Source organism: Paractinoplanes toevensis (assembly GCF_018332695.1).
GTDB classification, from domain to species: Bacteria; Actinomycetota; Actinomycetes; order Mycobacteriales; family Micromonosporaceae; genus Actinoplanes; species Actinoplanes toevensis.
In genome coordinates this window covers 1-23,208 of sequence record NZ_BOQN01000039.1, presented here as the reverse complement: position 1 = coordinate 23,208, position 23,208 = coordinate 1, and the positions used below count along the sequence as shown (strand labels likewise).

At 71.7% G+C, this 23,208-nt stretch carries 22 protein-coding genes and 1 pseudogene; 13 read left to right on the top strand and 10 right to left on the bottom strand.

Features of this window, described 5'->3' with window-relative positions; all coding sequences use genetic code 11:
- The first annotated feature begins 22 nt into the window (after positions 1-22).
- Positions 23-994 carry a polysaccharide deacetylase family protein gene (locus Ato02nite_RS14220; RefSeq protein WP_213006970.1) on the top strand — a complete coding sequence of 324 codons (972 nt, stop codon included), beginning with the start codon at positions 23-25 and terminating at the stop codon, positions 992-994.
- A gap of 367 nt (positions 995-1,361) precedes the next feature.
- Positions 1,362-1,913 carry a TetR/AcrR family transcriptional regulator gene (locus tag Ato02nite_RS14215; RefSeq protein WP_213006969.1) on the top strand — a complete coding sequence of 184 codons (552 nt, stop codon included), beginning with the start codon at positions 1,362-1,364 and terminating at the stop codon, positions 1,911-1,913.
- A gap of 7 nt (positions 1,914-1,920) precedes the next feature.
- Here the strand turns inward: Ato02nite_RS14215 and Ato02nite_RS14210 are convergent, their stop codons facing one another.
- Positions 1,921-2,319, bottom strand: coding sequence for an SRPBCC family protein (locus Ato02nite_RS14210; RefSeq protein ID WP_213006968.1), 399 nt, complete (start codon positions 2,317-2,319; stop codon positions 1,921-1,923).
- A 68-nt stretch (positions 2,320-2,387) separates the two neighbouring features.
- Here Ato02nite_RS14210 and Ato02nite_RS14205 point away from each other — a divergent pair, with 68 nt between their 5' ends.
- Together Ato02nite_RS14205 and Ato02nite_RS14200 are read left to right on the top strand one after the other, a co-directional pair.
- Complete coding sequence (locus Ato02nite_RS14205; protein WP_213006967.1) at positions 2,388-2,948, top strand: hypothetical protein; 561 nt, start codon at positions 2,388-2,390, stop codon at positions 2,946-2,948.
- A gap of 12 nt (positions 2,949-2,960) precedes the next feature.
- On the top strand, positions 2,961-3,722 hold the full coding sequence (locus tag Ato02nite_RS14200; protein WP_213006966.1) for a hypothetical protein: 762 nt from the start codon (positions 2,961-2,963) through the stop codon (positions 3,720-3,722).
- Here Ato02nite_RS14200 and Ato02nite_RS14195 read toward each other — a convergent pair.
- The 3 genes from Ato02nite_RS14195 to Ato02nite_RS14185 are packed head-to-tail and all read right to left on the bottom strand — an operon-like array spanning position 3,691 to position 7,250.
- The gene (locus Ato02nite_RS14195; RefSeq protein ID WP_246606884.1) at positions 3,691-4,272 is read right to left on the bottom strand and encodes a TetR-like C-terminal domain-containing protein; all 582 of its coding nucleotides are present in this window, start codon (positions 4,270-4,272) and stop codon (positions 3,691-3,693) included. The two genes, Ato02nite_RS14200 and Ato02nite_RS14195, sit on opposite strands and share 32 nt — an antisense overlap.
- Complete coding sequence (locus Ato02nite_RS14190; protein ID WP_213006965.1) at positions 4,265-5,101, bottom strand: alpha/beta fold hydrolase; 837 nt, start codon at positions 5,099-5,101, stop codon at positions 4,265-4,267. The genes Ato02nite_RS14195 and Ato02nite_RS14190 overlap by 8 nt, the downstream gene beginning before the upstream one ends.
- Positions 5,102-5,159: 58 nt before the next feature.
- Entirely contained in the window at positions 5,160-7,250 is a 2,091-nt protein-coding gene (locus Ato02nite_RS14185; RefSeq protein WP_213006964.1) for a glycoside hydrolase family 15 protein, read from the bottom strand.
- A gap of 114 nt (positions 7,251-7,364) precedes the next feature.
- Between Ato02nite_RS14185 and Ato02nite_RS14180 the strand changes: the two genes are divergently transcribed.
- A complete protein-coding gene (locus Ato02nite_RS14180; RefSeq protein WP_246606882.1) occupies positions 7,365-8,420 on the top strand; it encodes an aldo/keto reductase in 1,056 nt (351 codons plus the stop codon).
- A gap of 44 nt (positions 8,421-8,464) precedes the next feature.
- On the opposite strand, the gene ald is transcribed toward Ato02nite_RS14180, so the two are convergent.
- Positions 8,465-9,580 carry an alanine dehydrogenase gene (gene ald, locus Ato02nite_RS14175; RefSeq protein WP_213006963.1) on the bottom strand — a complete coding sequence of 372 codons (1,116 nt, stop codon included), beginning with the start codon at positions 9,578-9,580 and terminating at the stop codon, positions 8,465-8,467.
- A gap of 125 nt (positions 9,581-9,705) precedes the next feature.
- Between ald and Ato02nite_RS14170 the strand changes: the two genes are divergently transcribed.
- Positions 9,706-10,176, top strand: coding sequence for an Lrp/AsnC family transcriptional regulator (locus tag Ato02nite_RS14170; RefSeq protein ID WP_213006962.1), 471 nt, complete (start codon positions 9,706-9,708; stop codon positions 10,174-10,176).
- Here Ato02nite_RS14170 and Ato02nite_RS14165 read toward each other — a convergent pair whose 3' ends face one another.
- A complete protein-coding gene (locus Ato02nite_RS14165; protein WP_213006961.1) occupies positions 10,177-11,037 on the bottom strand; it encodes a response regulator in 861 nt (286 codons plus the stop codon).
- 193 nt (positions 11,038-11,230) lie between these two features.
- On the opposite strand from Ato02nite_RS14165, the gene Ato02nite_RS14160 reads away from it, so the two are divergent.
- Positions 11,231-12,469, top strand: coding sequence for a GAF domain-containing sensor histidine kinase (locus tag Ato02nite_RS14160; RefSeq protein ID WP_213006960.1), 1,239 nt, complete (start codon positions 11,231-11,233; stop codon positions 12,467-12,469).
- Here the strand turns inward: Ato02nite_RS14160 and Ato02nite_RS51585 are convergent.
- Complete coding sequence (locus Ato02nite_RS51585) at positions 12,450-12,593, bottom strand: hypothetical protein (protein ID WP_246606881.1); 144 nt, start codon at positions 12,591-12,593, stop codon at positions 12,450-12,452. The genes Ato02nite_RS14160 and Ato02nite_RS51585 overlap by 20 nt on opposite strands.
- Between Ato02nite_RS51585 and Ato02nite_RS14155 the strand changes: the two genes are divergently transcribed.
- From Ato02nite_RS14155 to Ato02nite_RS14140, 4 genes are all read left to right on the top strand, one after another.
- Positions 12,525-12,839 carry an FCD domain-containing protein gene (locus Ato02nite_RS14155; RefSeq protein ID WP_307853724.1) on the top strand — a complete coding sequence of 105 codons (315 nt, stop codon included), beginning with the start codon at positions 12,525-12,527 and terminating at the stop codon, positions 12,837-12,839. The two genes, Ato02nite_RS51585 and Ato02nite_RS14155, sit on opposite strands and share 69 nt — an antisense overlap.
- A gap of 105 nt (positions 12,840-12,944) precedes the next feature.
- Positions 12,945-14,321 (top strand): M36 family metallopeptidase, encoded by a 1,377-nt coding sequence (locus Ato02nite_RS14150; protein ID WP_213006959.1) that lies wholly within the window; start codon positions 12,945-12,947, stop codon positions 14,319-14,321.
- A 110-nt stretch (positions 14,322-14,431) separates the two neighbouring features.
- Positions 14,432-14,929 carry a hypothetical protein gene (locus tag Ato02nite_RS14145; protein WP_213006958.1) on the top strand — a complete coding sequence of 166 codons (498 nt, stop codon included), beginning with the start codon at positions 14,432-14,434 and terminating at the stop codon, positions 14,927-14,929.
- 212 nt (positions 14,930-15,141) lie between these two features.
- Positions 15,142-15,573, top strand: coding sequence for a hypothetical protein (locus tag Ato02nite_RS14140; protein WP_213006957.1), 432 nt, complete (start codon positions 15,142-15,144; stop codon positions 15,571-15,573).
- A 50-nt stretch (positions 15,574-15,623) separates the two neighbouring features.
- Here the strand turns inward: Ato02nite_RS14140 and Ato02nite_RS14135 are convergent, their stop codons facing one another.
- Positions 15,624-17,228 carry a cellulase family glycosylhydrolase gene (locus tag Ato02nite_RS14135; RefSeq protein WP_213006956.1) on the bottom strand — a complete coding sequence of 535 codons (1,605 nt, stop codon included), beginning with the start codon at positions 17,226-17,228 and terminating at the stop codon, positions 15,624-15,626.
- Positions 17,229-17,259: 31 nt separating this feature from the next.
- A complete protein-coding gene (locus tag Ato02nite_RS14130) occupies positions 17,260-19,389 on the bottom strand; it encodes a glycoside hydrolase family 3 N-terminal domain-containing protein (protein WP_213006955.1) in 2,130 nt (709 codons plus the stop codon).
- Positions 19,390-19,474: 85 nt separating this feature from the next.
- Between Ato02nite_RS14130 and Ato02nite_RS14125 the strand changes: the two genes are divergently transcribed.
- Complete coding sequence (locus Ato02nite_RS14125; RefSeq protein ID WP_213006954.1) at positions 19,475-20,767, top strand: MFS transporter; 1,293 nt, start codon at positions 19,475-19,477, stop codon at positions 20,765-20,767.
- A 90-nt stretch (positions 20,768-20,857) separates the two neighbouring features.
- On the top strand, positions 20,858-21,868 hold the full coding sequence (locus Ato02nite_RS14120) for a LacI family DNA-binding transcriptional regulator (RefSeq protein WP_213006953.1): 1,011 nt from the start codon (positions 20,858-20,860) through the stop codon (positions 21,866-21,868).
- Positions 21,869-22,470: 602 nt separating this feature from the next.
- On the opposite strand, the pseudogene Ato02nite_RS14115 reads toward Ato02nite_RS14120, so the two are convergent.
- Positions 22,471-23,208: pseudogene (locus Ato02nite_RS14115) on the bottom strand (hypothetical protein); the annotation flags it as partial.

Sequence of the window (23,208 nt, the reverse complement as noted above, 5' to 3'; positions counted from 1 at the left end):
CGCGGCGAGTAGGGTGCCGCGGGTGATCCAGCTGTCGCGGCGCCGCATCGTGGTGGGCGCCGTTTTCGCCGCGATGATCCTGGTGCCGGCCGCCGGCGGCTGGAGCGCGGGCCGGGCGCTGCGCCCCGCCGCGTCGCCGTCGGTGACGCCGTCGTCAACGCCGTCCCCGCTCCCGTCCTACACCGGGCCGACCTTGGAAACCGCCACCCCGGGCGGGCCGATCGGGGTGACCTCCGGGATGGCTGTCCCGACCTCGGCGCTGCCGGCGCCGGTGGGCTGGAAGCTCTCCGACGTGCCGCAGTTCCTGCCGCCGCCCGCGCCGGAACCGATCGTGCTCCCGCCGGGTGACCAGGTGCCGTTCCTGTCCCGGGTGCCGGTCACCCAGCCGGTGGCGTTCCTGACCATCGACGACGGTTACCTGAAGAACCCCGAGGCGATCAAGCTGTTCGCCGCGGCGCACATCCCGGTGACGCTGTTCCTGACCACCGACGCGATCCACGACGACCCGGCCTTCTTCGACCGGCTGCGCTCCTACGGCGCGGTGATCGAGGCGCACACCGTCTCCCACCCCGAGCTGGCCGGCCGCTCGTACGGTTTCCAGAAGCACCAGATCTGCGACGGCGCCGACCGGCTCGCCCAGTGGTACGGTCGCCGCCCGGTGCTGTTCCGGCCGCCGTTCGGCGACAAGGACTCGACGACGCTGCGGGTGGCCAAGGAATGCGGGATGACGGCCGCGTTCATGTGGAAGGAGACGGTCCACGAGGGCAAGGTCCGCTACCAGGAGGGCAGGGCCGTGCAGCGCGGCGACATCATCCTGATGCACTTCCGCCCGGCGTTCGTGCAGGACTTCCTGGCCGCGCTGCGCGCCATCCACCGGGCCGGCCTCACCCCGGCGCTGCTGGAGGACTACGTGCCGGTCGGCCCGCCGCTGCCGGTGGCCACGTATGCCGCGAGCAGCAGCGTTCCGGGCAGTGGGCAGCCGGCTGTGAGTTGATCCGCTGGGCCGGCCGGTGTGCCGGGCCGCCGGGCTATCGGTGCCGGGCCGGGTTCATCGGCTCAGGGCGACGCCGATGAACAAGCCGTAGAAGACGGTCAGGCCGATGATCAGGGCCAGATCCATGCCGCGACGTTCCAGAAGATCCCGCACGACCTGTTCAACGAGCGGCGCGGCCGGGCGGTCCGCGGCTCATCCGATCGGGGTCGCCCGTGCGGGACTTGCCACATGGACGTAACCTCCCTGTCGAATTACTCCACAAAGGACTGGGACGTGGAGAAATCGGATACCTAGCCTCCTAGGACGCTTTAGCCGGTGTGCGCCGGGCGACCGAGGGGCGGTTCGGCGGAAGCGGAGGGGGCTACGCGTGGCCGAGGGCGTACGGGAACGGATGATTCACGGGGCGGTGCGGCTGCTCGCCCGGCAAGGTTTACAGGGGACGTCGTTCGCCGAGGTGCTGCAGGCGACCGGCACGCCGCGCGGCTCGATCTACCACCACTTCCCGGGTGGCAAGGACCAGCTGGTCGAGGCCGCCCTGGACGCGGCCGGGGAGGACACCCTCCGGGCATTGGCCGGCCTGGAGGGCGCGACCCCGGACCGGGTGACCGAGACCTACCTGGGCATCTGGCGGTCGCTGCTGGAGGAGAGCGACACCACCGCCGGCTGCGCGGTGCTCGCGGTCACCGTGGCGACCCGCTCCGACGAGATGATGGCCCGCACCGCGGCCGTGTTCCGCTCGTGGCGCGCCCGGCTCGCCGAGTTGCTGGCCCTGGGCGGCCATCCCCACCCGGAGGCGTTCGCCGCCACCGTGGTCGCGGCGGCCGAGGGCGCGGTCGTGCTGTCCCGGGCCGAGCGCTCGCTGGAGCCCTTCGATGCGGTAGCGGCCTTCCTGATCGCCGAGGCCCGCGACGCGACGTAGGCCCTGCTCAGCGCGCCTCCAAGATTCCCTTGAGGCGGGCCAGGTCGGCGGCGACCAGGCCGGTGTCGCGGGCGAAGTCCTCGTCCGGGGTGCCAGGCGCGCGGCGCACGCTGAAGACGATCTCCGAACCGTCGCCGTAGGGGACCACGCGGAGCGGGTTGAGAAAGCTCTCGCCGTTCGGGAAGGTCGCCACGTGGTCGAGCACGCCGAACTCGTTGGGCGGGGCGAACACGACCTTGACCCGGCCGCCCGGTGTCACGACGAACCACTCGTCGCCGTCCCGCTCCACCTTTTCGCCGAGGCCGGGCGCCCAGTCGGGCAGGTGCGCGGGGTCGGCGACGTAGGCGTACACGTCGGCGGCGGGACGGTCGATGCGTTCGGCGAGGTGCGCGGTGTCGGTCGGCATCTCCCCATCCTGGCAACATCGGCGGTAATTCGCTGGCCGCTCGCGGGCGGGCGGGCGACCATCGAGGCATGTTAATCACGTTCGCGCGGGCGGCGGGCGGATCCACCCTGGCGACCGTCCGCCGGGCCGACGGGGTGGTGCTCGAGCTGCCCGGCTTCGACCGGAAGTGGCGGGTGCCGCACGACCTGGCGCATGCGGCGACCGAGTGCGAGCTCGGCATGTCCGAGGGCGTGTTCGGATCGATCGCGGGTGGCGGGGTGTTCGGCAACATGCGGGTGGTCGGCGGTAAGCCACGGCACGACGCGGCCGACCGCAGCCGTCGCCTGCTGGCGGCCAACAAGCGCCCGCTGGGGGTGGCCGAGGTGCTGGCCGGGGTGGTGCACGACGCGGTCGAGCACGGCCGGCCGGCGGTGCCGCCCGAGCTGGCCCGGGGGAGCTGGGGCATCTTCAGTTCCGATCCGTTCCCGTGGTCGCCGGCGCAGCTGTCCGGGGCGGTCCGCCGGCTGGCCGGGCTGGCCGCCGAGTTCGAGCGGTCCGGCGGTGCGCTGGAGTTCGCCTGGCCCGACCGGCTGACCAGCCCGGTTCCGGCCCCGGCGGCACCCCGGCGCGGGCGTCGCGGCCGGGTCTGATCGGATCGGCACATGGGACTCGCTGCATATGTCCATTGCGGTTGCTGGGCGGGCGGGCTGGCGGGACCGCCGCCGGCCGGCCCGATCGGGTTCGGCGCCGACGGCCGGCTCGGTCTGTTGGAGCCCTGGACGGCGGAAACCGAGGAGGCGCACTTCGCGGTGGAGGACTGGCTGCAGAACGGCTGTGCGCACGAGCGCATGCAGTTGATCTCCGAGTACCTGGGTTCGGGCGCCGGGCACCTGCGGAGGGCGCTGCTGGAGGCGGGCGGTGCGAACTTCCCGGCGCTGCTCGCCTACCTGCCGACGAGGACCCACGACGGCTGCATTCCGGCCGGCGAGGTGCCCCGGGTGCTGGCCGAGCTCGACCTCTTCGAGAAGGAGGCGCGCCTGCCGGACGAGGCCGTGCTGGTCGACGAGGCGTCCGGCACCGTGTTGTTCTCTCGGGGGTTCGACGTGGGCCGCTATTTCATCGGTGTCGACGAAGACGGGTTCTTCGTGCGCGACACTCGCGTGGATCCGCCGGTCGAGCTGTTCCGGGCCACTCGTTTCGAGCAGCAGGCGTTGCCGGGCGATGAGCTGGAACTGTCCGGCGACGGTCGCACGGTCCGGTTGTCGTCGAGGAAGCCGTTCGCCGACTTCCTGCCGACGACGCCGCGCCGGCTGGTGGCCGAGGTCCGGTCCCGGACGGGGGCGGATTTCGCGCACCTGCTGGGGATGCTGCGGCGGCTGGGTGCGGCGTCGGTCACGACGGGGAGTCCGGTGACATGGACATGAGGCCGCGGTGGGCGAAGTCGATCAGCCAGGTGAAGCTCACCTCCTGATCGGCGTCCCACTGGAAGCCGTTGGCGGCCTGCAGGGTCGCGAAGCCGTGCAGCAGGCTGCGCAGCGTGCGCAGGGCGTGGTTCATCTGGTCCGGTTCGATGCGGTAGCCGCGCAGGACCGCCGCCATCGACCCGATCACCCGTTCGCCGGCCAGGGCGAGCGGGTCGCCCGGTCCGGTGGCGGTCGCGCCGGTGGTGGCGGCGTAGCGGCCGGGGTGTTTCAGCACGTAGTCGCGGAAGGCCCGGCACATCGCGGCCAGGGCGTCCCGGCCGGAGAGGCCGGCGACCGCGTCGCGGATCGCGTCGGCCGCCTCGGCCATGGCCAGCGCGGCGATGCCGTGGTTGAGGTCGGCGAGGCTGTCGATGTGTTTGTAGAGCGACGGGGTGCGCACCCCGAGCCGCTCCGCGACCAGGCCCATCGTCACGCCGGCCGGGCCGGTCTCGTCGGCGAGGGCGGCGGCGGCGGCGACCACGGCCGCCGGGTCGAGGCCGGCCCTAGGCACGGGCGGCCGTCCGGGCGAGGAACGGCAGCAGCAGCGCGACGGTCTCGTCGGGGTACTGGGTGTGCGGGTAGTGTCCGGCCCCCTCGATCACTGCCAGCTCGCCGATCCCGTCGGGCAGCGCCGCCACGATGGCCTCTCCCTCGGCCCGCGGGTCGACCCAGTCGGGGTCGAGGGAGCCTTCGACGATGAGGGCGGGGCACTGCACGCCGGCGAGGTGGTCGCGGGCGTCGGTGGGCTTGGACATGCCCATCTTCTGCATCGCCTTCATCCGGGCGGGCTCGCTCATCTGGCTGCGGATCCGCTCGATCTGCTCGGCCCAGTCAGCCGGCCGGCGACCGGGGTAGGCGAGGTCGAGGTAGCTGAGCCACATCTTCACGCTGCCCAGGAGGCCGGTGCCGAGCAGCCTGGTCGCGCCGGCCCGGTACCGCTTGACCCGGAAGTCGCCGAGCTTGATCGACTGGGCGCGGGTGAACGGTGCGAGCTCGACGATGCCGCTGATCAGCTCGGGGGCCTGGGCGGCGGCGATGGTGGCGGCACCGCCGGAGATCGACTGGCCGACCAGCACGGCCGGGCCGCCGAGGTGGCGGATCAGGGCGATCAGGTCGGCGGCGATGTCGGTGCGGCTGAACGAGGGCCAGTCGGTGCTGGACTCGCCGCAGCCGCGCAGGTCGGCGGCGGCGACCCGGTAGCCGGCCGCGACCAGTTGCGGGATCACGAAGCGGTAGGAGGTGCGGCTGTCGCCCATGCCGTGCGCGAGCACGACGAGGGGGCCGTCGCCGGCCACCTCGTACGCGATGGTGCCGCCGCCGGTGCTGAGGAACTCGGTCATGACATCTCCCTGTTGGCTAATTTCGTTAGCTTAAAGCTAATCGTATTAGCCAACCTTGTCAACCGAGGTATCGCGCCGCGACCACCTCCGGTTGCTCCATCACCCGCCCGGCCTGGATGTTCCGGGCAAGCCGGACGTACTGCGCGTGGGCCCAGGTCAGTGGGGTGGCCGAGAACGTCGGCGTGCCCGGTGCGAACGCGGGCGGATAGAGGTCCCAGACCTGCTCGGAGAGCATCGCGGTCGGGCCGGCCGCCCGGGTCATCGTGGCCAGCTGCTTGCGTGCGTCCGCCCGGGCGCCCGCGGCCAGGGCGTATTCACCCCGCTCACCGTTGAGCAGCGGCCACGCCCGCCCGTGCGTGATCAGCGAGCCGTCCGGCAGGCCGTAGTCCCACGGCGACCCGTCCGCCTTCTCGCCGAAGCCGTCGAACGACGCCCGGTGCCAGAAGAACCCGTTGGGCGTGGCCACCCCGAGCTGGGCGTCGACCACCCGCAGCGTGTTGCGGACGTCCGGGTCGGCGGCGGGCAGCACACCGAGGCGGACCAGCTCCAGGAAGCTGGGGTCGACCACCGTGCGCTGGTCGGCGGCGGCCGGCCCGCTGTCCCCGATGGCGTAGGTGGTGCCGGCGTTCGGCTGGCCGTCCTTGGTCAGCCGCAGGAAGTAGGGCTGCGCCGAGTACGGGCCGGTGCTGGTCACCGTCCACGACTTCAACCGGGCGTGCCAGTCGTCCGCGGTGGCCAGGTAGCGCGCCGACGCGGCGGTGTCGCCGTTCCCGCGGGCGATCGACGCGGCGCAGACCAGTCCGGCGATCTCGGCCGCGATCGTGCCGGGGGAGTAGCCCGACTGGTTCTCCCAGCGCTCCTGCGGCGTCCACGGCGCCTGCGGGTAGTCGAGCAGGAAATCGGCGGCCCGCCGGACATGGGACCAGGTCGCCGCATCGTTCCGGCCGAGCTGGTAGGCCAGCACGATCGGCAGCGCGACCTCGTCGAGCTGCAGCCCGCTCCACACCGGCACGCCGTCGACCTGCGAGTTCTGCGGGAACGAGCCGTCCGGCTTCTGCTGCACGGTGAACAGGAAGTCCAGTGCCCGCCCGGCCGCGGCGCGGTCCCCGGCGGCGATCAGGCCGGTGGCGATCTGATAGAGATCGCGCGACCAGACCAGGTGGTAGGGCCCGGACGGGTCGTCCCGGCCGAACGCCCACGGCGACGCCGGCGCCGCCACGAACGCCCCGGGATGCGTCTTGTCCTCGCTGGCCGCGAGCACCATCGTGGACACCCGGTACAGGCGCCGGGCGTCGCGATCGGACACCGCGGGCGGGGGTTTCGGCAGGCTGCTCAGGTACCGCTGCCAGCCGTACCGGTAAATCGAAGCGACGCGGCCGAAGCCGCGCCGCAGAGAGGAGGAGGCCGCGGCGATCGCGTCGCGCTCGCCGGTGCCGAAGGCCAGAGCGAGGGTGGTACGCGGTGCCAGCGCGGCCGTCTGCACGAGGCTGCCCGGTGCCGCGTCGCGATAGCGCCGGTCGAGCCGGCCGTCGGCCAGCAGATCGGTCAGGCCGTCGCTGACCCCGGCATAGCCGCTGGATGCGGCCCGGATCGAGGGGTACGCCGTGAGCGCGCTCGAAACGCCGCCGTCGCTCGCGACCAGGGCATCCCCGCGGGTGTGCCCGGCGTCGTTGCCGCGGGTGTTGCCGAGGGCCGGGTCGTAGATCGCGTAGAGGTCCCGGCCGTGCCCGGCGAGATCGAGCCCGACCAGGACGGTGTCGCGATCCGGATCGGTCACGTAGTTGGCCGTGAGCCGCCACGAGCGGTCCCGCGCGGTGAACGTCTGCCGGAAGCTGAGGCTGCGTTCGTCGGTGAGTTCGGTGCGCACCGTGACCTGTGGTGACGATGTGGCCAGGACGGCGTGGCCGTGCCGGTCGGCGACCACGAACCGCAGTGCGCGGGCGCTCGGCCCGCCCAGCGTCGGATAGAAGATCTCGCCGAGGCCGCCCTCGGCCTGCACGGTCGCCCAGACGTTGCTGGCGGTGGTGCGGGAGGTGACCAGACCGGCCTTGTCGGCCGGGAGGTACTGCTCGTCGATACCGGGAGCGCCCGGTGCGGGGGTAAGGCTGAGCGTCGCCGCCATACCGGCGGCCATCCATGAGTGCGTCATGCCGGCCTCCTTCGCCTCGACATATACGCCTGCTGCGCGGGTACCGCATTCGGTGGACAACCGGGGCCGGTCGGGTAAAGGCTGGCAACGGTTGAAGGCACCGCAGAGAGGGCGATGACGATGCAGTACCGGCAACTTGGTCGGACCGGCCTGAGGGTTTCGACGTTCACCCTGGGCACGATGGGTTTCGGTGGCACCGGGTGGGCCACCCCGGTCGGCAATCTCGACGTGGAAGCGGCCAAGGAGGAGATCGCGATCGCCCGGGACGCCGGGGTCAATCTGATCGACACCGCCGACGTGTACTCGGCCGGGTTGTCCGAGGAGATCATCGGGCAGGCGCTCGGCTCCTCGCGGGAGGACTGGCTGATCGCGACGAAGGTGCGGATGCCGATGGGGGACAGCCCCAACGACGCCGGCCTGTCCCGGCACCACATCATCCGCGGCGCCGAGGCGAGCCTGCGCCGGCTCGGCACCGACTACATCGACCTCTACCAGGTGCACGAGTGGGACGGGCACACCCCGCTGGAGGAGACCCTGGCCGCGCTGGACGACCTGGTGCGCAGCGGCAAGGTGCGCTACGTGGGCTGTTCGAACTACGCGGCCTGGCAGATGATGAAGGCGCTCGGCGTCTCCGACGCGCGGCACCTCGAACGGTTCGCCAGCACCCAGGTCTACTACTCGCTGCACAGCCGGCACGTCGAGGCCGAGATCGTGCCGGCCTGCATCGACCAGGGCGTCGGCATCCTGGTGTGGAGCCCGATCGCGGGTGGCCTGCTCTCCGGGAAATATCGCCGGGGGGTGCAGGCCCCGGCCGGCAGCCGGCACCTGTCCGAGTGGTCCGAGCCGCCGGTGCACGACGAGGACAAGCTGTACGACACGATCGAGCTGGCCGTGAAGATCGGTGAGTCGCACGGGGTGTCGGCGGCCCGGGTGGCCCTGGCCTACATCGTGCAGAAACCGGGCGTGACCTCGGTGATCGTCGGCGCGCGCACCAACGACCAGTTGCGCGACAACCTCGCGGCGGCCGACCTGGTGCTGACCGACGACGAGGTCAGGGCGCTCGACGACGTGAGTGGTGAGCCGCTGCGCTACCCGTTCTGGCACCAGGCCAACACCTCGTCGGACAGGCTGAGCCCGGCCGACCTGTCACAGATCGCCCGCCACCTGTAGAAAGAGGGGCCGCTGCAGGGCGGCCCCTCTCTCTGTGTGCTGGGTCAGGCGAGGACGGTTGAGACCTCGACCGAAGGGAGGCCCAGCGCTTCGCCGACCGACGCGTTCGTCAACCGGCCGGCGTGGATGTTGAGGCCCGAAGCAAGGGCCGGGTCCTGCTTGAGCGCGTCCTGCCAGCCGAGGTCGGCCAGCCGCAGCGCGTACGGCAGGGTGGCGTTGGTCAGGGCGTAGGTGGAGGTGTTCGGCACCGCGCCCGGCATGTTCGCCACGCAGTAGAACACCGCGTCGTGCACCCGGTAGACCGGGTCCTCGTGGGTGGTGGCGTGCGAGTCCTCGAAGCAGCCGCCCTGGTCGATCGCGATGTCGACCAGCACCGCGCCCGGCTTCATCCGCTTCACCAGGTCGTTCGACACCAGCTTCGGGGCCTTCGCACCGGGCACCAGCACCGCACCGATCACCATGTCGGCCTCGATCACCGACTGCTCGATGGCGTAGGAGCTGGACACCAGCGTCTTGACCCGGCCGCCGAACTGGGCGTCGATCTGCCGCAGCCGGGGGATGCTCAGGTCGAGAACGGTCACGTCGGCGCCCATGCCGAGCGCGATGGTGGCCGCGTTGACGCCGGAGACGCCACCGCCGATGACGGTGATCTTCGCCGGGCTCACGCCCGGCACCCCGCCGGGGAGCACGCCGCGACCGCCCGAGTTACGCATCAGGGAGTACGCGCCGACCTGCGGAGCGAGGCGGCCGGCTACCTCGGACATCGGGGCGAGCAGCGGCAGCGAACCGTCGGCGAGCTGCACCGTCTCGTACGCGATCGCGGTCGTCCCGCTGTCCAGCAGGGCCTTCGTGCCGGCCGCGTCGGCGGCCAGGTGCAGGTAGGTGAAGACGACCTGCCCGGCGCGCAGCCGGTGGTACTCGGCGGCGATCGGCTCCTTGACCTTCAGCAGCAGGTCGGCCTGCGCCCACACGCTGTCGGCGTCCGGCACGATCCGGGCGCCCGCGGTGGCGAAGTCGTCGTCGGTGATCGCGGAACCCTCGCCGGCACCGGCCTGGACGAGCACCTGGTGCCCGCGCCGGACGAACTCGGCAACCCCGGCCGGGGTGATGGCCACCCGGTACTCGTGGTTCTTGACCTCGGTCGGCACGCCGATCTGCATTTTCCGGTCCCTTCGGGGCTCGCGTTGTGTGACCAGGGTGAAATGATGTGCAGGAAGGGCGCAATGGGACCGAATAAGATTCTGTCCTGCTTGTCAGCGCGGCATCTTGTGCAGATCATGAGCCGATGACGCCGGATACGCCGAAGGATCTTCGGGCCCTCGATCCCATCGATCTGGACCTGCTGGCCCTGCTCGAGGTCGACGGCCGGATGCCCAACAACGCGCTCGCCGAGCGGGTCGGCATCGCGCCGTCCACCTGCCTGACCCGCATCCGCCGACTGCGCGAGCTCGGTGCCATCCGGGGCTTCCACGCCGACGTCGATCCGGCCTGGATCGGGCGCCCGATCCAGGCCATGATCGCGGTGCGGATCCGGTCCGACGCCCGCGACGCGATCGGCAAGTTCGCCGAGTCGCTGGCCGGCATCCCGGCGGTCCGCGACGTCTACTTCGTCTCCGGCTCCTACGACTTCCTGCTGCACGTGGCCACCGCCGACGTCGGCGACCTGCGCACGATCATCACCGAGCGGCTCAGCGGTACCCACCTGGTGGCCGGCACCGAGACTCACCTGATCTTCGAGCACCGGCGCGGCAACTGATCAGCGGCGGCGGTCGACCAGCTTCATCACCCGCGGCGCCGCGGCGCGCAGCAGGTCCACGGTGGCGGCGTTGAACCGGCCCGGCTCGGGGGCCATCACCGCCAGGACCGCCACGACCAGGCCCTCGGGCGAGTGCAGCGGCACCGCCGCGTAGGAGCGGACGCCGGAGAACACCACCATCGGGATGTCCCGGAAGATCGGGTCGGTGATCATGTCGTCGAGGAGCATCGGCCGGTCGGTGCCGGCCAGCACGCCGCACGGCGTCCACTCCAGCGGTGCACCGCCGGCCTCGACGATCAGATCGGGCAGGCCCACCGAGGCGACCGTCTGCAGCGCCTTGTCGAGGATGAGCCCGATCGCGGCGGCCTGCGCGCGGGTCGCCTCGGCGATGTTGGCGATCTCCAGCGCCAGGCTCAGCTCGTCGACCGGGTCCGGCTCGGCCAGCAGCCGGCTGACCGCGGCCAGCCGTTCCGGGTCGGTCAGCGGCCGGCCGGTGACCAGCCGCGGCCGGGTGCTGTCCAGCAGATCCCGGGCCACGTCGGCGACCTGCCGGAGCGGGATGGGCTTGTGCAGCACCTGGTCGAAGACGTCCCGGGCGCCGTCCGGCGTGAAGGCCGAGAGCATCATCATCGGCACTCTCGAGGTGGCGTCGTCGGCGCGCAGCCGCCGGGCCACGTCGAGGCCGGTCATGCCGGGCATCCCGTGATCGAGGATGACGAGGTCCGGGTGGCGCTCGGCGACCATCTGCAGGGCGCGCGGGCCGTTGGCGGCCAGGTGGACGACGTGCCCGGCCCGGCTCAGCGTGGTCGCGAGCAGGTCCGCGACATCGGCGTCGTCCTCGGCAGCGACAATTACGGCCATGGCAACCCGTCCTTTCGATTCGTTCATGCAGCTCAGACGGTAGGTTGCGAAAGGGCCGACGGGAGTGCCGCACGGTTGCCATCGGGTTGTCGGCGTCCGCACCTTCAAGCTCAGCACCTGCGTCAACCGGCCGAGTGGACCGGTATGGCCCGGAACACCCCGGCCACCGCCGGAGGTTCGTAAAATGTCGGGCATGTTGGTCGCGGATCCGCAGCTGGAACGGCAGCGGCTGGCCGCCCTGCACGACTACGACGTGCTCTACACCGCGCCGGAAGCCGACTTCGACGACATCGCCGTGCTCGCCGCCCAGTTGTGCCGCACCCCCATCGCCGCGATCAGCCTGGTCGACGGCGAACGGCAGTGGCTCAAGGCCAGCGTCGGCATGGACTTCTGCGAGGTCGCCCGCGAGCACTCGTTCTGCTCGCACGCCATCCACGCCGCCCGCGAGGTCATGCAGGTGCCCGACGCCCGGCTCGACCCGCGCTTCCGCAACAACCCGATGGTCGTCGCCGAGCCGTACGTCCGGTTCTACGCCGGTGCCCCGCTGGTGACCGCCGGCGGCCAGCCGCTCGGCACCCTCTGCGTGATCGACTCCGAGCCCCGTCTGCTCAACCCGGCCGAGTGCGCCGGCCTGCGCACTCTCGCCCGGCACGTGATGGCCCAGCTCGAACTGCGCCAGTACGCCCGCGGTCTGGACGCCGCCAACGAGCGGCTGCGCGACGCCGACCGGATCAAGGACGAGTTCATCTCCCGGGTCACCCACGAACTGCGCACCCCGCTGACCTCGATCAACGGTTACCTCGAGGTGCTCGGCGACCCCGAGTCGCCACCGTCGGAGAACCCCCAGTTCCTCGACCGCATCCGGCGCAACTCCGACCGGCTGATCGCGCTGGTCGACGACATGCTGCTGGCCGCGCAGGCCGGGCAGAGCTCGCTCGTGCTCGACCGCTCCGTCATCGACGTGGCCGAGCTGGTCCGCGACGCGGTCGCCCGCAACCGGGTGCTCGCCGAGGGGCGCGGCCTGGAGATCTCGGCCGTCGCCGGCGAGCCGGTTCCGGTCCGCGCCGACCTGCAACGCCTCGGCCAGGCGGTGGAACGCCTGGTGCTCAACGCCGTCAAGTTCACCCCGCGCGGCCGGATCACGGTGACCGCCAGGGCCGACGGCGACGACGCGGTCCTCGAGGTGCGCGACACCGGCATCGGGATCAGCGCGGCCGACCAGCAGCGGGTGCTCGCCCCGTTCCGCCGCGCGGCCGACGCCGAACGCCGCGAGGTGCAGGGGGCCGGGCTCGGCCTGAGCATCGTCAAGGCGATCGTCGACGCGCACGACGGCCTCCTGACCATCGACAGCGACCCGGGGCACGGCACCCCCATCTCCATCCATCTGCCCCGTCAGGACGTCTCCGCAGCGATCACGGCAGGTACTGTCTGACCGTGTCACGGCCGCCGACCTGATCGGCGCCGACGACCTCGACCGGCTGACCGAGCTGGCCGACGCGATCGACCGGCCCGGTGCCACCCTGCGCGAGCTCAACCGGCTCAACCGGCAGTTCCACGGCCTGATCACCGCCGCCTGCGGCAACCCGGTGCTGGTCCAGTTCGCACAGCGCACCAACATCAGCCACTGGATCTTCAGCGGCACCGGGGCGATGAGCCCGGCCGACGCGGTGGCGGTCAACGCCGAGCACCGGCAGATGATCGAGGCATTGCGCCGGCACGACGGCGATGCGACCGAAGCCTTGGTCCGGGCCCATATCGGACGCACGCTGAAGATCCTCGAACAGGCCGCGCCGGCGCTCTGAGCAGATGCGTTGATCATTTATGCATTTGCATGGCTCGTCGCATTGATAGCATCGCCCCCTTCGGAGAAAACGACGTGGGGGGTCTCCTTGAACAGAGCAGTTCGAGTGCTTGCACCGCTGGTCACACTGGGTTTGATCGCCGCCGGCGGGACGGCCGCGCAGGCCGCGCCGGCGGCGGCCCCGGACGGTCTGACCGCGGTTCAGACGCGCCAATCCCTGCTGGGTACGCACACCTGGTACCAACAGACCTATCGGGGAATCCCGGTCTTCGGCGGCTATTACGCCACGCACACCGACACCGCCGGCACGAAGACGATCGAGGACGGCCGCAAGACGGTGACCGGTCTGAACGAGACGGCCGCCGACCTGACCGCGCAGACGGCGAAGTCGAAGGTGGCCGGGCGTCTCGGCAATCAGCCCGGCAGCGCCCAACTGGTGATCGTGCCGGGCAGTCCGGCCAAGCTCGCCTGGATGACGCTCACCCCGACCGTGAAGGGCACCTACCGCACCCTGGTCGACGCCGACTCGGGCGGCGTGCTCCAGGAGAAGAACACCGCGCAGAACAACGACGGCAAGGGTCGCGTCTTCGACCCGAACCCGGTGGTCAAACTGCAGAACGAGTCGCTCACCGACAACGACGACGCCGACGGCCCGCAGTTCAGGCGTGCTTACCGCACAGTGAAGCTGACCAAGCTCGACCGGCGGAAGACCACGCTGGACGGGGCCTACGCCAACAACATCAGCGACAGCGAGGTGACATCGCGCAGCCGCACCTACCTGTTCAACCGGGAACAGGACGGCTTCGAGCAGGTGATGGCCTACTACAGCATCACCAGCACGCAGGAGTACATCCACCGGCTCGGGTTCCGCGACGTCAACAACGAGCCGCAGGACTTCGCCACCACCGGTTACGAGGACGACAACTCGTACTACGACGGCAGCGTGGACGGCATCACCTTCGGCACCGGCGGCGTCGACGACGCCGAGGACAACGAGGTGATCTGGCACGAGTACGGCCACGCCATCCAGGACGACCAGGTGCCCGGCTTCGGCGAGTCCGAGGAGGCCGGCTCGATCGGTGAGGGCTTCGGCGACTACTGGGCCGTCACCATGTCCCAGGCGACCAGCCGGAACACCGCCGTCACCCCGTGGGCCTGCGTGATGGACTGGGACGCCACCTCGTACACCGACGACACCCCGCACTGCCTGCGCCGCACCGACACCCCGAAGGTCTACCCGACCGACCTGGAGGGCGAGGTGCACGCCGACGGCGAGATCTGGTCGCACGCGCTGTGGGACGTCAACCGGGCGCTCGGCCGCACCACCGCCAACCGGGTGATCCTGGAGTCGCAGTTCTTCTTCAACCCGACGATCACCATGCCGGAGGCGGCCCAGCGGACCGTCACCACCGCCCGGCTGCTCTACGGCCACCGGGCCGCGGCCAAGACCCGCGCCGCGTTCCACGCCCGCGGCCTGCTCTGACAGCTCCACACTCGGGCCCGCCGGCAGCGCAACCCGGCAACGCCTCGTTTGCAACCGGCGGGCACCCGAGCAGGGCAACGATCGGAGTACCCCCGATCAAGGAGTTGCCCGTGCAGTTTCGCCGTATCGCCGTCGCCGCGGCCCTGGCCACCGCCGTTGCCGTGCCGTCGGCCGCCACGGTCGCGTTCGCCTCGTCACCGGGTGGCGGGCTGACCGCCGCCCACCGGCCCGAGACCGCACCGTCCGGCAGCAGCAAGGCCGGCAAGAAGAGCAAATTCACCGCCACCGGTACGGTCGCCGCGGTCAGCGCCGCCGACAGCACGGTGACCGTCAAGGCCAAGAAGGGCACGGTCACCGTCACGGTGGCCGCCAACGCCCGCATCCGGATCAACGGCAAGGCCGCGACCGTCGCCGGCCTGGGCGTCGGCTACGGCATCACGGTGATCGGCACCAAGTCCGGCACCGACTACCTCGCCGCACGGATCGAGGCGCGCGGGAAGCGGATCAAGCCGAGCCCGACGGCGAGCCCGTCATCGAGCCCGTCATCGAGCCCGTCATCGAGTCCGACGGCGAGTCCGACGGTAGCCCGTCGCCGAGCGCGACCGTGAGCCCGTCCGCGTCGGACGACTCGGGGCATCTGGGCGACGACGACTGAGACCTCCGGGAAGGGGTGAGCGGCGCGGACCGGCCCGGCCGGTCCGCACCGCCCAGTCGCGTCCGGGGCGCGAGCCGCGCCGCAACCGGGCGGCAACCGTTCCGGCAACCGGTCAGCACCCGAGCGGGGGAACGATCGGAACTACCCCGATCAAGGAGTTGTCCCGTGCGTTTTCGCCGCATCGCCGTCGCGGCGGCCCTCGTGACCGCCGTCGTGATCCCCGCGGCCGCCACGGTCGCGGTCGCCGCGCCCGCCGAGCACACCGCCGCTCACCAGGACCGGTCGAGGCCGTCGCGGTTCTCGACCACCGGCACGGTCACCGCGGTGTCCGGCCGCACGGTCACCATCAAGCCCAGCGGCAAGAGCGCCGCGCTGACGGTCACGGTGACCGCCAACGCCAAGATCCGGGTCAACGGCAAGACCGGCAAGGTCGCCGACCTGGGCGCCGGCTTCGGCATCACGGTCAACGGCACCCGGTCCGGCACCGACTACCTCGCCTCACGGGTCGAGGCGCGCGGGAAGAAGACGCAGGCGGGCCCGGCGGTGCGCCCGTCGCCGAGCGCGTCGGCGACCCACCACGCGCGGGACGACGACTAGCGGGTGAGCGGTGCGGACCAGCCCGGTTGGCCCGCACCGCTCAGTCATGGTCAGGCGCAGACCGCGCCGTTGAGCTTCACCGTGGCCGGCGCGCTCGCCGTCCCGTTGGCGGTGAAGCCGACGGTCACCGACGCGCCCGCGGCCAGCGACGCCGCGTACGAGGGGGCCGCCGCGGTCACCGATGTCCCGCTCTGGGTCACGGTCGCGTTCCAGCCGCTGCCCAGGGTCACGCCGGACGGCCAGGCCCAGGTCACCGACCACGGGTTGACCGCGCCGGTGCCGGTGTTCTTGACGGTCACCGAACCCTGGAAGCCGCCCTCCCACGCATTGTCCTGCTTGTAGACGACGGTGCAGCCCGCGGTGGTGGCCGGGGTGCTCGGCGACGTGGAGACCGACGCCGACACGGTCGGCGAGGTCGTGGTGGTGGTGCCGCCGCCGACCGGCGCGATCAGGTACGGCTGCAGGATGGACTGCTTGGCCTGGTTGATCGTGGTCCAGTCGTCGTTGGCGATGCCGCCGGTGTCACCCGAGTTCGGGTTCCACGACCAGTACGTGAAGGACATCCCGTTGACCCCGGTGCCGGTGTAGGCCATCAGGTTCTGCAGCCACACCCGGTCGATGTCGCTGGCCAGCGTGGTGCCGAACTCGCCCATCATGATCGGCGCGATGTTCTGCTTGTACAGGTAACCCCAGTAGTGGTCCCAGATCGCCGGCATGTTCGCCGGGTAGGCCGGGTCGTCGAACCAGGCCTGGTGGTAGACCGACGTCGCGTACTCGTGCGGCGAGTAGACGACCCGGTTGGCGACGCTGAGCCGCACCGGGAACTCGCCGGCCTTGGACAGGTTGCCACCCCACCAGCCGCAGTCCTCGTCGTTGCTGGTGTCGTTGTCCCACACGTTGGAGAGACCACCGCTCGGGCAGGACACCCCCTCCACGAAGATCAGCCAGTTCGGCTGCACCGACAGGATCGCGTTGCCGGCCCGTTCGGCGGCGAGCCGCCAGTCGCGTTCCTGCACACCGCAACCCCAGCAGGAACCGGTCGCGGCCGGGTTGGTGCCCTCGGCGTGCGGCTCGTTGTGCAGGTCGGCGCCGATCACCGTGGTGTTGCCCGCGTACCGCTGCGCGAGCGACTTCCAGTTCGCGATCCAGGTGCTCTCCGGGACGGCGGCGGTGTACCACAGGGCGGTCTGACCGGCCGCGGTCGGCCGGTGCCGGTCGAGGATGACCCGCATGCCCTTGCCGCCGGCGTACGCGATGACCTTGTCCAGAATTTGGAGGGGCGAGAGCCCGATCAGATCCGGGTTGACGAAGTCGTTGATGCCGGTGGCGGTCGCACCGGCCTTGAGCGCGTCGTCGGAGAACGGGATGCGCAGCGTGTTGTAGCCGGCGCCGGCCATCGTGTCGACCTGGTTGCGCCACGGATTGTTGGCCCAGAGACCGTGGAAGGTCTTGTTGTCGGTCTCCATCCCGAACCAGTTGATGCCGGTGAGCCGGACCGTCGCGCCGGTACTGTCGATGATCTTGTTACCGCTGGTGTGCAGGTAGCCGGTTCCGGTTCCGCCGGTGGCGGCGTCCGCGGGCATGGCGACCACGGTGAGCAGGCCGGCGACCAGGGCGCCGGCCGCGGCCGCCGCGAGGGCGACACGTCGGATCATGGGGACTCCAAGGGTGGGGGGAACGGGGAGTTCACGTCACGACACAGACGCCGTCACGTGTCTTGCATCCGCCGGGGTCCGGGACGGTGACCACCAGCGGGGATGAGGGGGCCGAGCGGTTGCCGGCCTTGTCGCGCGCCACGACGGTGAACTCGTGCACGCCGGGGGAGAGCTTCGTGATCGACAGGGAGGTGGCGACGGTGGTACCGACCAGCGCGCCGTCGCGCAGCACGTCGTAGCCGTCCAGCCCGCTGCCGCCGGTGTCGGTGGCCGCCATCCAGCGCAGCTTCGAGGCGGTCGCGCTCGGGGTGCCGGGCGAGCTGGGCGGGGCGGCGTCCGCTTCGCGATCATCGAAGGACAGGCCATATCCGTACGCGTAGAGCCCGGCCTTTCCGTCCCCGGTGTTGATCGGTTCCTGGGCCGAGGAGGCCGGCCAGGTCATCGGCAGCCGCCCGGTCGGCGCGTAGTCACCGAACAGCACGTCGGCGACGCCCGCGCCCTCGCTGCCCGGCAGCCACGCCGCGACGAACGCGTCCCAGCCGTCCACCAGCGACGCGACGTCCATCGGCCGCCCGGAGACCAGCACCACGATCACCGGCACCCCGGCCGCTCGGAGCTTCGCGAGGACCTGCCGGTCCTCGGTGTCGAGGCCGAGCCCGCCGGGCCGGTCACCCTCGTACTCGGCGTACGGGGTCTCGCCGATCACCGCGATCGCGGCCCGGTAGGTCCCGTCGATGCCGGCACCCGACCGGTCGTACGTGACGGTGGTGCCGGTCCCGGCTGTGTCGCGGATGCCGTCCAGGATCGTCGTGCCGTCGACGATGGCGCCGCTCGCACCCTGCCAGGTCAGCGTCCAGCCGCCGCTCTGGTTGCCGATGTCGTCGGCGCTCTTGCCGGCCACGAAGATCTTCCCGCCGCTCTTGGCCAGCGGCAGCACGCCGGTGTTCTTCAGCAGCACCTGCGACTCGCGCACCGCCTGCCGGGCCAGCTCCCGATGCTCGGCGCTGCCGACCGTCCGCGTGAACGCGCGATCGGCATAGGGCTTCTCGAACAGCCCGAGCCGGAACTTCTGGGTGAGGATGCGGCGGTTCGCGTCGTCGATCCGGGACATCGGGATCTCGCCCGCCTCGACCGCGACCCGCAGGTCGTCGAGGAAGGTCGTCCAGTTCTCCGGCACCATCAGCATGTCGAGGCCGGCGTTGACCGCGGCGACCACCTCGGCCCGGGTGAAGCCGGGCTGCCCGTCGATCTGGTCGATGCCGGCCCAGTCCGAGACGGTGAACCCGGTGAACCCGAGCTCGGTCTTGAGCAGATCGGTGATCAGGAACCGGTTGCCGTGCGCCTTGACCCCGTTCCAGCTGCTGAACGAGATCATCACGGTGCCGACGCCCCGGTCGACCGCGGCCTGGAACGGCGGCAGGTGGATGCGGCGCAGCTCGGCCTCGGACAGTTCGGTGTTGCCCTGGTCGTCGCCGCCGGTGGTCCCGCCGTCGCCGAGGTAGTGCTTGGCGGTCGCCAGGACCGGCGCCGGCCCGTCCTGCAGTCCGGTGATGACGGTGGTCATCGACGAGGCGATGGCCGGGTCCTCGCCGAACGACTCGTAGGTGCGGCCCCACCGGTCGTCGCGGGCCACGCACAGGCACGGCGCGAACGTCCAGTCCGGCCCGGCGCCGGTCACCTCCTCGGCGGTGGCCGCGCCGATCCGCTGCACCAGGTCGGGGTCGCGGGTGGCGCCCAGGCCGATGTTGTGCGGGAAGATCGTCGACCCGGGGACGTTGTTGTTGCCGTGCACGGCGTCCACCCCGTACAGCATGGGGATCTTCAAGGGCGTGGCCAGCGCGCCGCGTTGGTAGGCGTCGTACATGTCGGCCCACCCGGCCGGGGTGTTGTCGTCCGGGGCGGAGCCGCCGCCGGACAGCACCGAGCCGAGGCGGTACTCGGTCACCTGATCGGGGGTCACTCCGGCCCGCTCGGCCTGGGTCATCTGGCCGATCTTGTCGGCCAGAGTCATCCGGGACATCAGCTCGTCGACCCGCTGCTCCACCGGCGTGCTGGGGTCGAGCACGGCGGCCGGTGCTGCCTTCTCGGTGTCGGCGCGCAGGACGACCACCACGGCCACAGCGAGCAGCGCGGCCAGGACCCCGAACCAGACACGGCGCATCGGTAACAACTCCACTGACAGTAATTAATGTGAAGTCATGGTGTCATGGGAGCGCTCCCATCACAATGTTTGCTAGCGTGCCCGCGTGAAGGCGCTCGTCGATCTCCGGCCGCTGCGGGAGAACCGCACATTCCGCCGGTTGTGGATCGGCAGCACGGCCTCCGGCTTCGGCGGCCAGTTCGGCGCCTTCGCGAGCGTCTACTACCTCTGGGACACCACCCACAGCGCCGCCGTCGTCGGCCTGCTCGGCCTGGCCATCGCCGCCCCGCTCATCGTGCTCTCCCTGGTCGGCAGCGCGTTCATCGACCACGTCGACCGGCGCCGCCTCGCCCTGCGCTGCACCGGCGGGCAGATCCTGGTCAGCGCGGCGACGACCGCGGTGGTGTTCACCGGCGCCGGCGGTGTGCCCGCCGTCCTCGGGCTGGCCGCGGCCGGCTCCGCGCTCGGCGCGCTCGGCGGCCCGGCCCGGCGCGCCTTCATCCCCGCGCTGCTCGCCGGTGACCGGCTCGCCCCCGGCCTGGCCCTCAACCACCTGTCGTTCCAGCTGGCCATGCTGCTCGGCCCGGCCGCCGCCGGCGCGCTCACCGCGGTCGCCGGGGTCGGCTGGTGCTTCGCCTTCGACACGCTCACCTTCGGGGCCGCCCTCATCGGCCTCGCCGGCCTCCCGTCCGGCGTGGCCGCCGCCGAGGGCCGGGCCGGGCTCCGGGCGGTCCGGGCCGGTCTGGCGTACGCCGCCCGCACCCCCGAGGTACGCGGTGCGCTGCTGGCCGACCTCGCCGCGACCCTGTTCGCCATGCCGATCGCGCTGTTCCCGGTCGTCAACGCCGAGCTGTTCGGCGGCCGCCCGGAGATCCTCGGCCTGTTCACCACCGCCCTCGCCGCCGGCGGGGTGACCGCCTCGGTGCTGTCCGGGCTCGCCACCCGCCGCCCCCGGCCCGGCCGCCTGATGCTCGCCTGCGGCGCGGTCTGGGCGCTCGCGCTGGGAACCCTGGGTCTGGTGACGGTGGGTCCGGCGTGGCCGGGCGCGGTCGGGATGGCCGGGACGCTCGGCGTCGTACTCCTGCTCATCGCCGTGGCCGGGGCGGCCGACACCTGGGCCGTGGTCGCCCGCGGCACCGTCGTGCAGAGCACCACGCCGAACGCCTACCTCGGCCGTGTCTCCGCCCTCGAAGCCATCGCCGGCCAGGCCGGACCCCAGCTCGGAAACCTCCGCGCCGGCCTGGTGGCCTCGGCCACCTCGGGCGGCGCGGCACTCGCCATCGGTGGCGCCACCGCGCTCGCCGCCACCGCACTGATCGCCGTGAGCACACCCGCGCTCCGGCGGTTCACCGTGCCCACCGAGGGCGCCTTGACCGGGAGTTACCTACATGGCTACTAGGGTTTGCCCGCCTCGATCATGTCCTGGGCTGCATATGCCAGGTACTTTGTGTCGGGCGCGACCACCGGTCGCGCGGAGGAGGTGTCACCGATGACCACGGACCGGAGCAGGGCTTCCGGGCGGCCGACCCTGGAAGAGGTGGCGCTGCGCGCCGGCGTCGGCCGTGGCACGGTGTCCCGCGTCGTAAACGGATCGGCCCAGGTCAGCCCACGCGCCAAGGCGGCGGTCGAGGACGCGATCGAGGAACTCGGTTACGTGCCCAACCGGGCCGCCCGCACCCTGGTCACCCAGCGCACCGACTCGGTCGCGCTGGTGATCTTCGAGTCGGGGGAGCGGTTCTTCGCCGAGCCGTTCTTCGGCCGCATCGTCCAATCCATCTCGTCGGTCCTGGTCGCCCGGAACCTGCAGATGGTGCTGATGATCGCCCAGGCGCCGGAGGAACGCCGCCGCCTTGAGGGTTATTTGACCCGCCAGCACGTCGACGGCGCGCTGCTGCTGTCGCTGCACGGCGACGACCCGCTGCCGGCCTTGCTGGAGGACCGCGGCGTCGCCACCGTGCGAGTCGGCCGCCCGATGCACACCGACAGCGGCACGTTCGTCGACGCCGACAACCGGGCCGGCGCCCGCGAGGCCGTCGGCTACCTGCGCAGCCAGGGCCGCCGCCGGATCGCGGCGATCACCGGCCCGCTCGACATGGCCGCCGGTCTCGCCCGCCTCGACGGCTACCGCGACATCGTCGGCGACGGCCCGGTCGCGTTCGGCGACTTCAGCCAGGAGAGCGGCGAGGCCGCGATGCAGCGCCTGCTGGAGCAGTACCCCGACGTCGACGCGGTCTTCGCCGCCTCCGACACGATGGCGGCCGGCGCGCTGCGGGTGCTGCGGCACTACGGCCGGCGGGTGCCGCAGGACGTTGCCCTGATCGGCTTCGACGACTCGGTGGTAGCGCTGCACACCGAGCCACCACTGACCAGCGTCGACCAGCCGATCGGCGAGATGGGCCGAGAGATGGTCCGGCTCCTGCTGGCCAAACTGGACGGCTACGACACCGACGACGGCGGCATAGTGCTGCCGACCCGCCTGGTGATCCGCGGCTCCGCCTGACGCCTTCCGCACGCCGGGCGCCGGCCTCGGACCCCGAGCCGGCGTCCCGCCTTGCGGCGTGGTTGCGCTTTCCGGGCGGTTGCGCTTTCCGGGCGGTGCGCTTCGCGGGCGGTTGCGCTTTGCGGGCGGTTGCGCTTTGCGGGCGGTTGCGCTTTGCGGACGGTCGCGCTTTGCGGACGGTCGCGCTTTCCGGGCGGTGCGCTTCGCGGGCGGTTGCGGTTGCGCTTGCGCTTGCGCTTGCGGACAGTCGCGCTTTCCGGGCGGTTGCGCTTTGCAGGCGGTGCGCTTCGCGGGCGGTTGCGCTTTGCGGCGCGGTCCCGCCTTGCGGCGCGGTCCCGCCTTGCGGCGCGGTCCCGCCTTGCGGCGTGGTCCCGTCTTGCGGCGCGGTGCCGCCTTACGGGCAGCGCCTCCCCATCGCCAGCCGAACCGAGTTGACGGCCTGACATATCGCCTATGTCCGGCGTTGGCGGTGGCGCGACCTCCACCTTGTTGAGTTAAGGCGCGGACAGAGCAGCGGTTCTACAAGATCTGGGCCGTGGCGGCGGCGGGATGGCGTCGGCACGGCTTTGACGGCCGGGGCGTGGGAGAGGTGCGGGACGGCGTCAGGCGCCCGCGGCCCGGTCCACGTCGGCCAGGCGGGCGCGCAGGATGGTGGCGCGCGCTGAGGTGAGGCTGCTGGCGCCCTCACCCGTTCGTTGGATGATCTTCTGCCGGATCACCTCGATGCGGGCGTCGACGTCCTTGCTGCCGGCCCGCGACAGGTTGCCGATCAGGTTGAGCAGATCGGTGGCCACGTCGCCGCGGATGTCGCCGGTTGCGGCGCCGTCCTCGACCGACGTGCGCAGCCGGCTCAGCGCGTCGTCGAAGCTCAGCTTGGGCGGCGCCGACGTCTTGGGCGCCGGCGGGGTGGTAGGCGCGGTGGTGGTGGCCGCGACGGTCGGGTTGGGGGAGTAGTAGAGCGTGGCCGGGTGGGTCTGCTGCGCGGGCGGGCCGGCGTCGGTTTTCGGCTTCTCCCGGTTGAGCAGGGTGTAGGCGCCGATCGCCGCGAGCAGGAGGGTGAGCACGCCGATCACCACACCGACTCGGCGGGTCGGCGCCTCCACCGGGTGTTCCTTTTCGGACATCGGCAGGGTCGCGGGGGCGGCCCGCCCGGCCACGTAGCCGGGGCGGGGCGTGGGTCGCGGCTCGGCCGACCAGATCTGCGCGACACGCGGATGCATGACCGGCTGAGCGCCGGCCGCGACCGGCTCCATCTCGGGCCGGCGCGGTGCCGGGACCGGCCCGCCCGGTGTCGGCTGCGGCCCGCCCTGCGTGGGGACCGGCCCGCCCGGCGTTGGGAC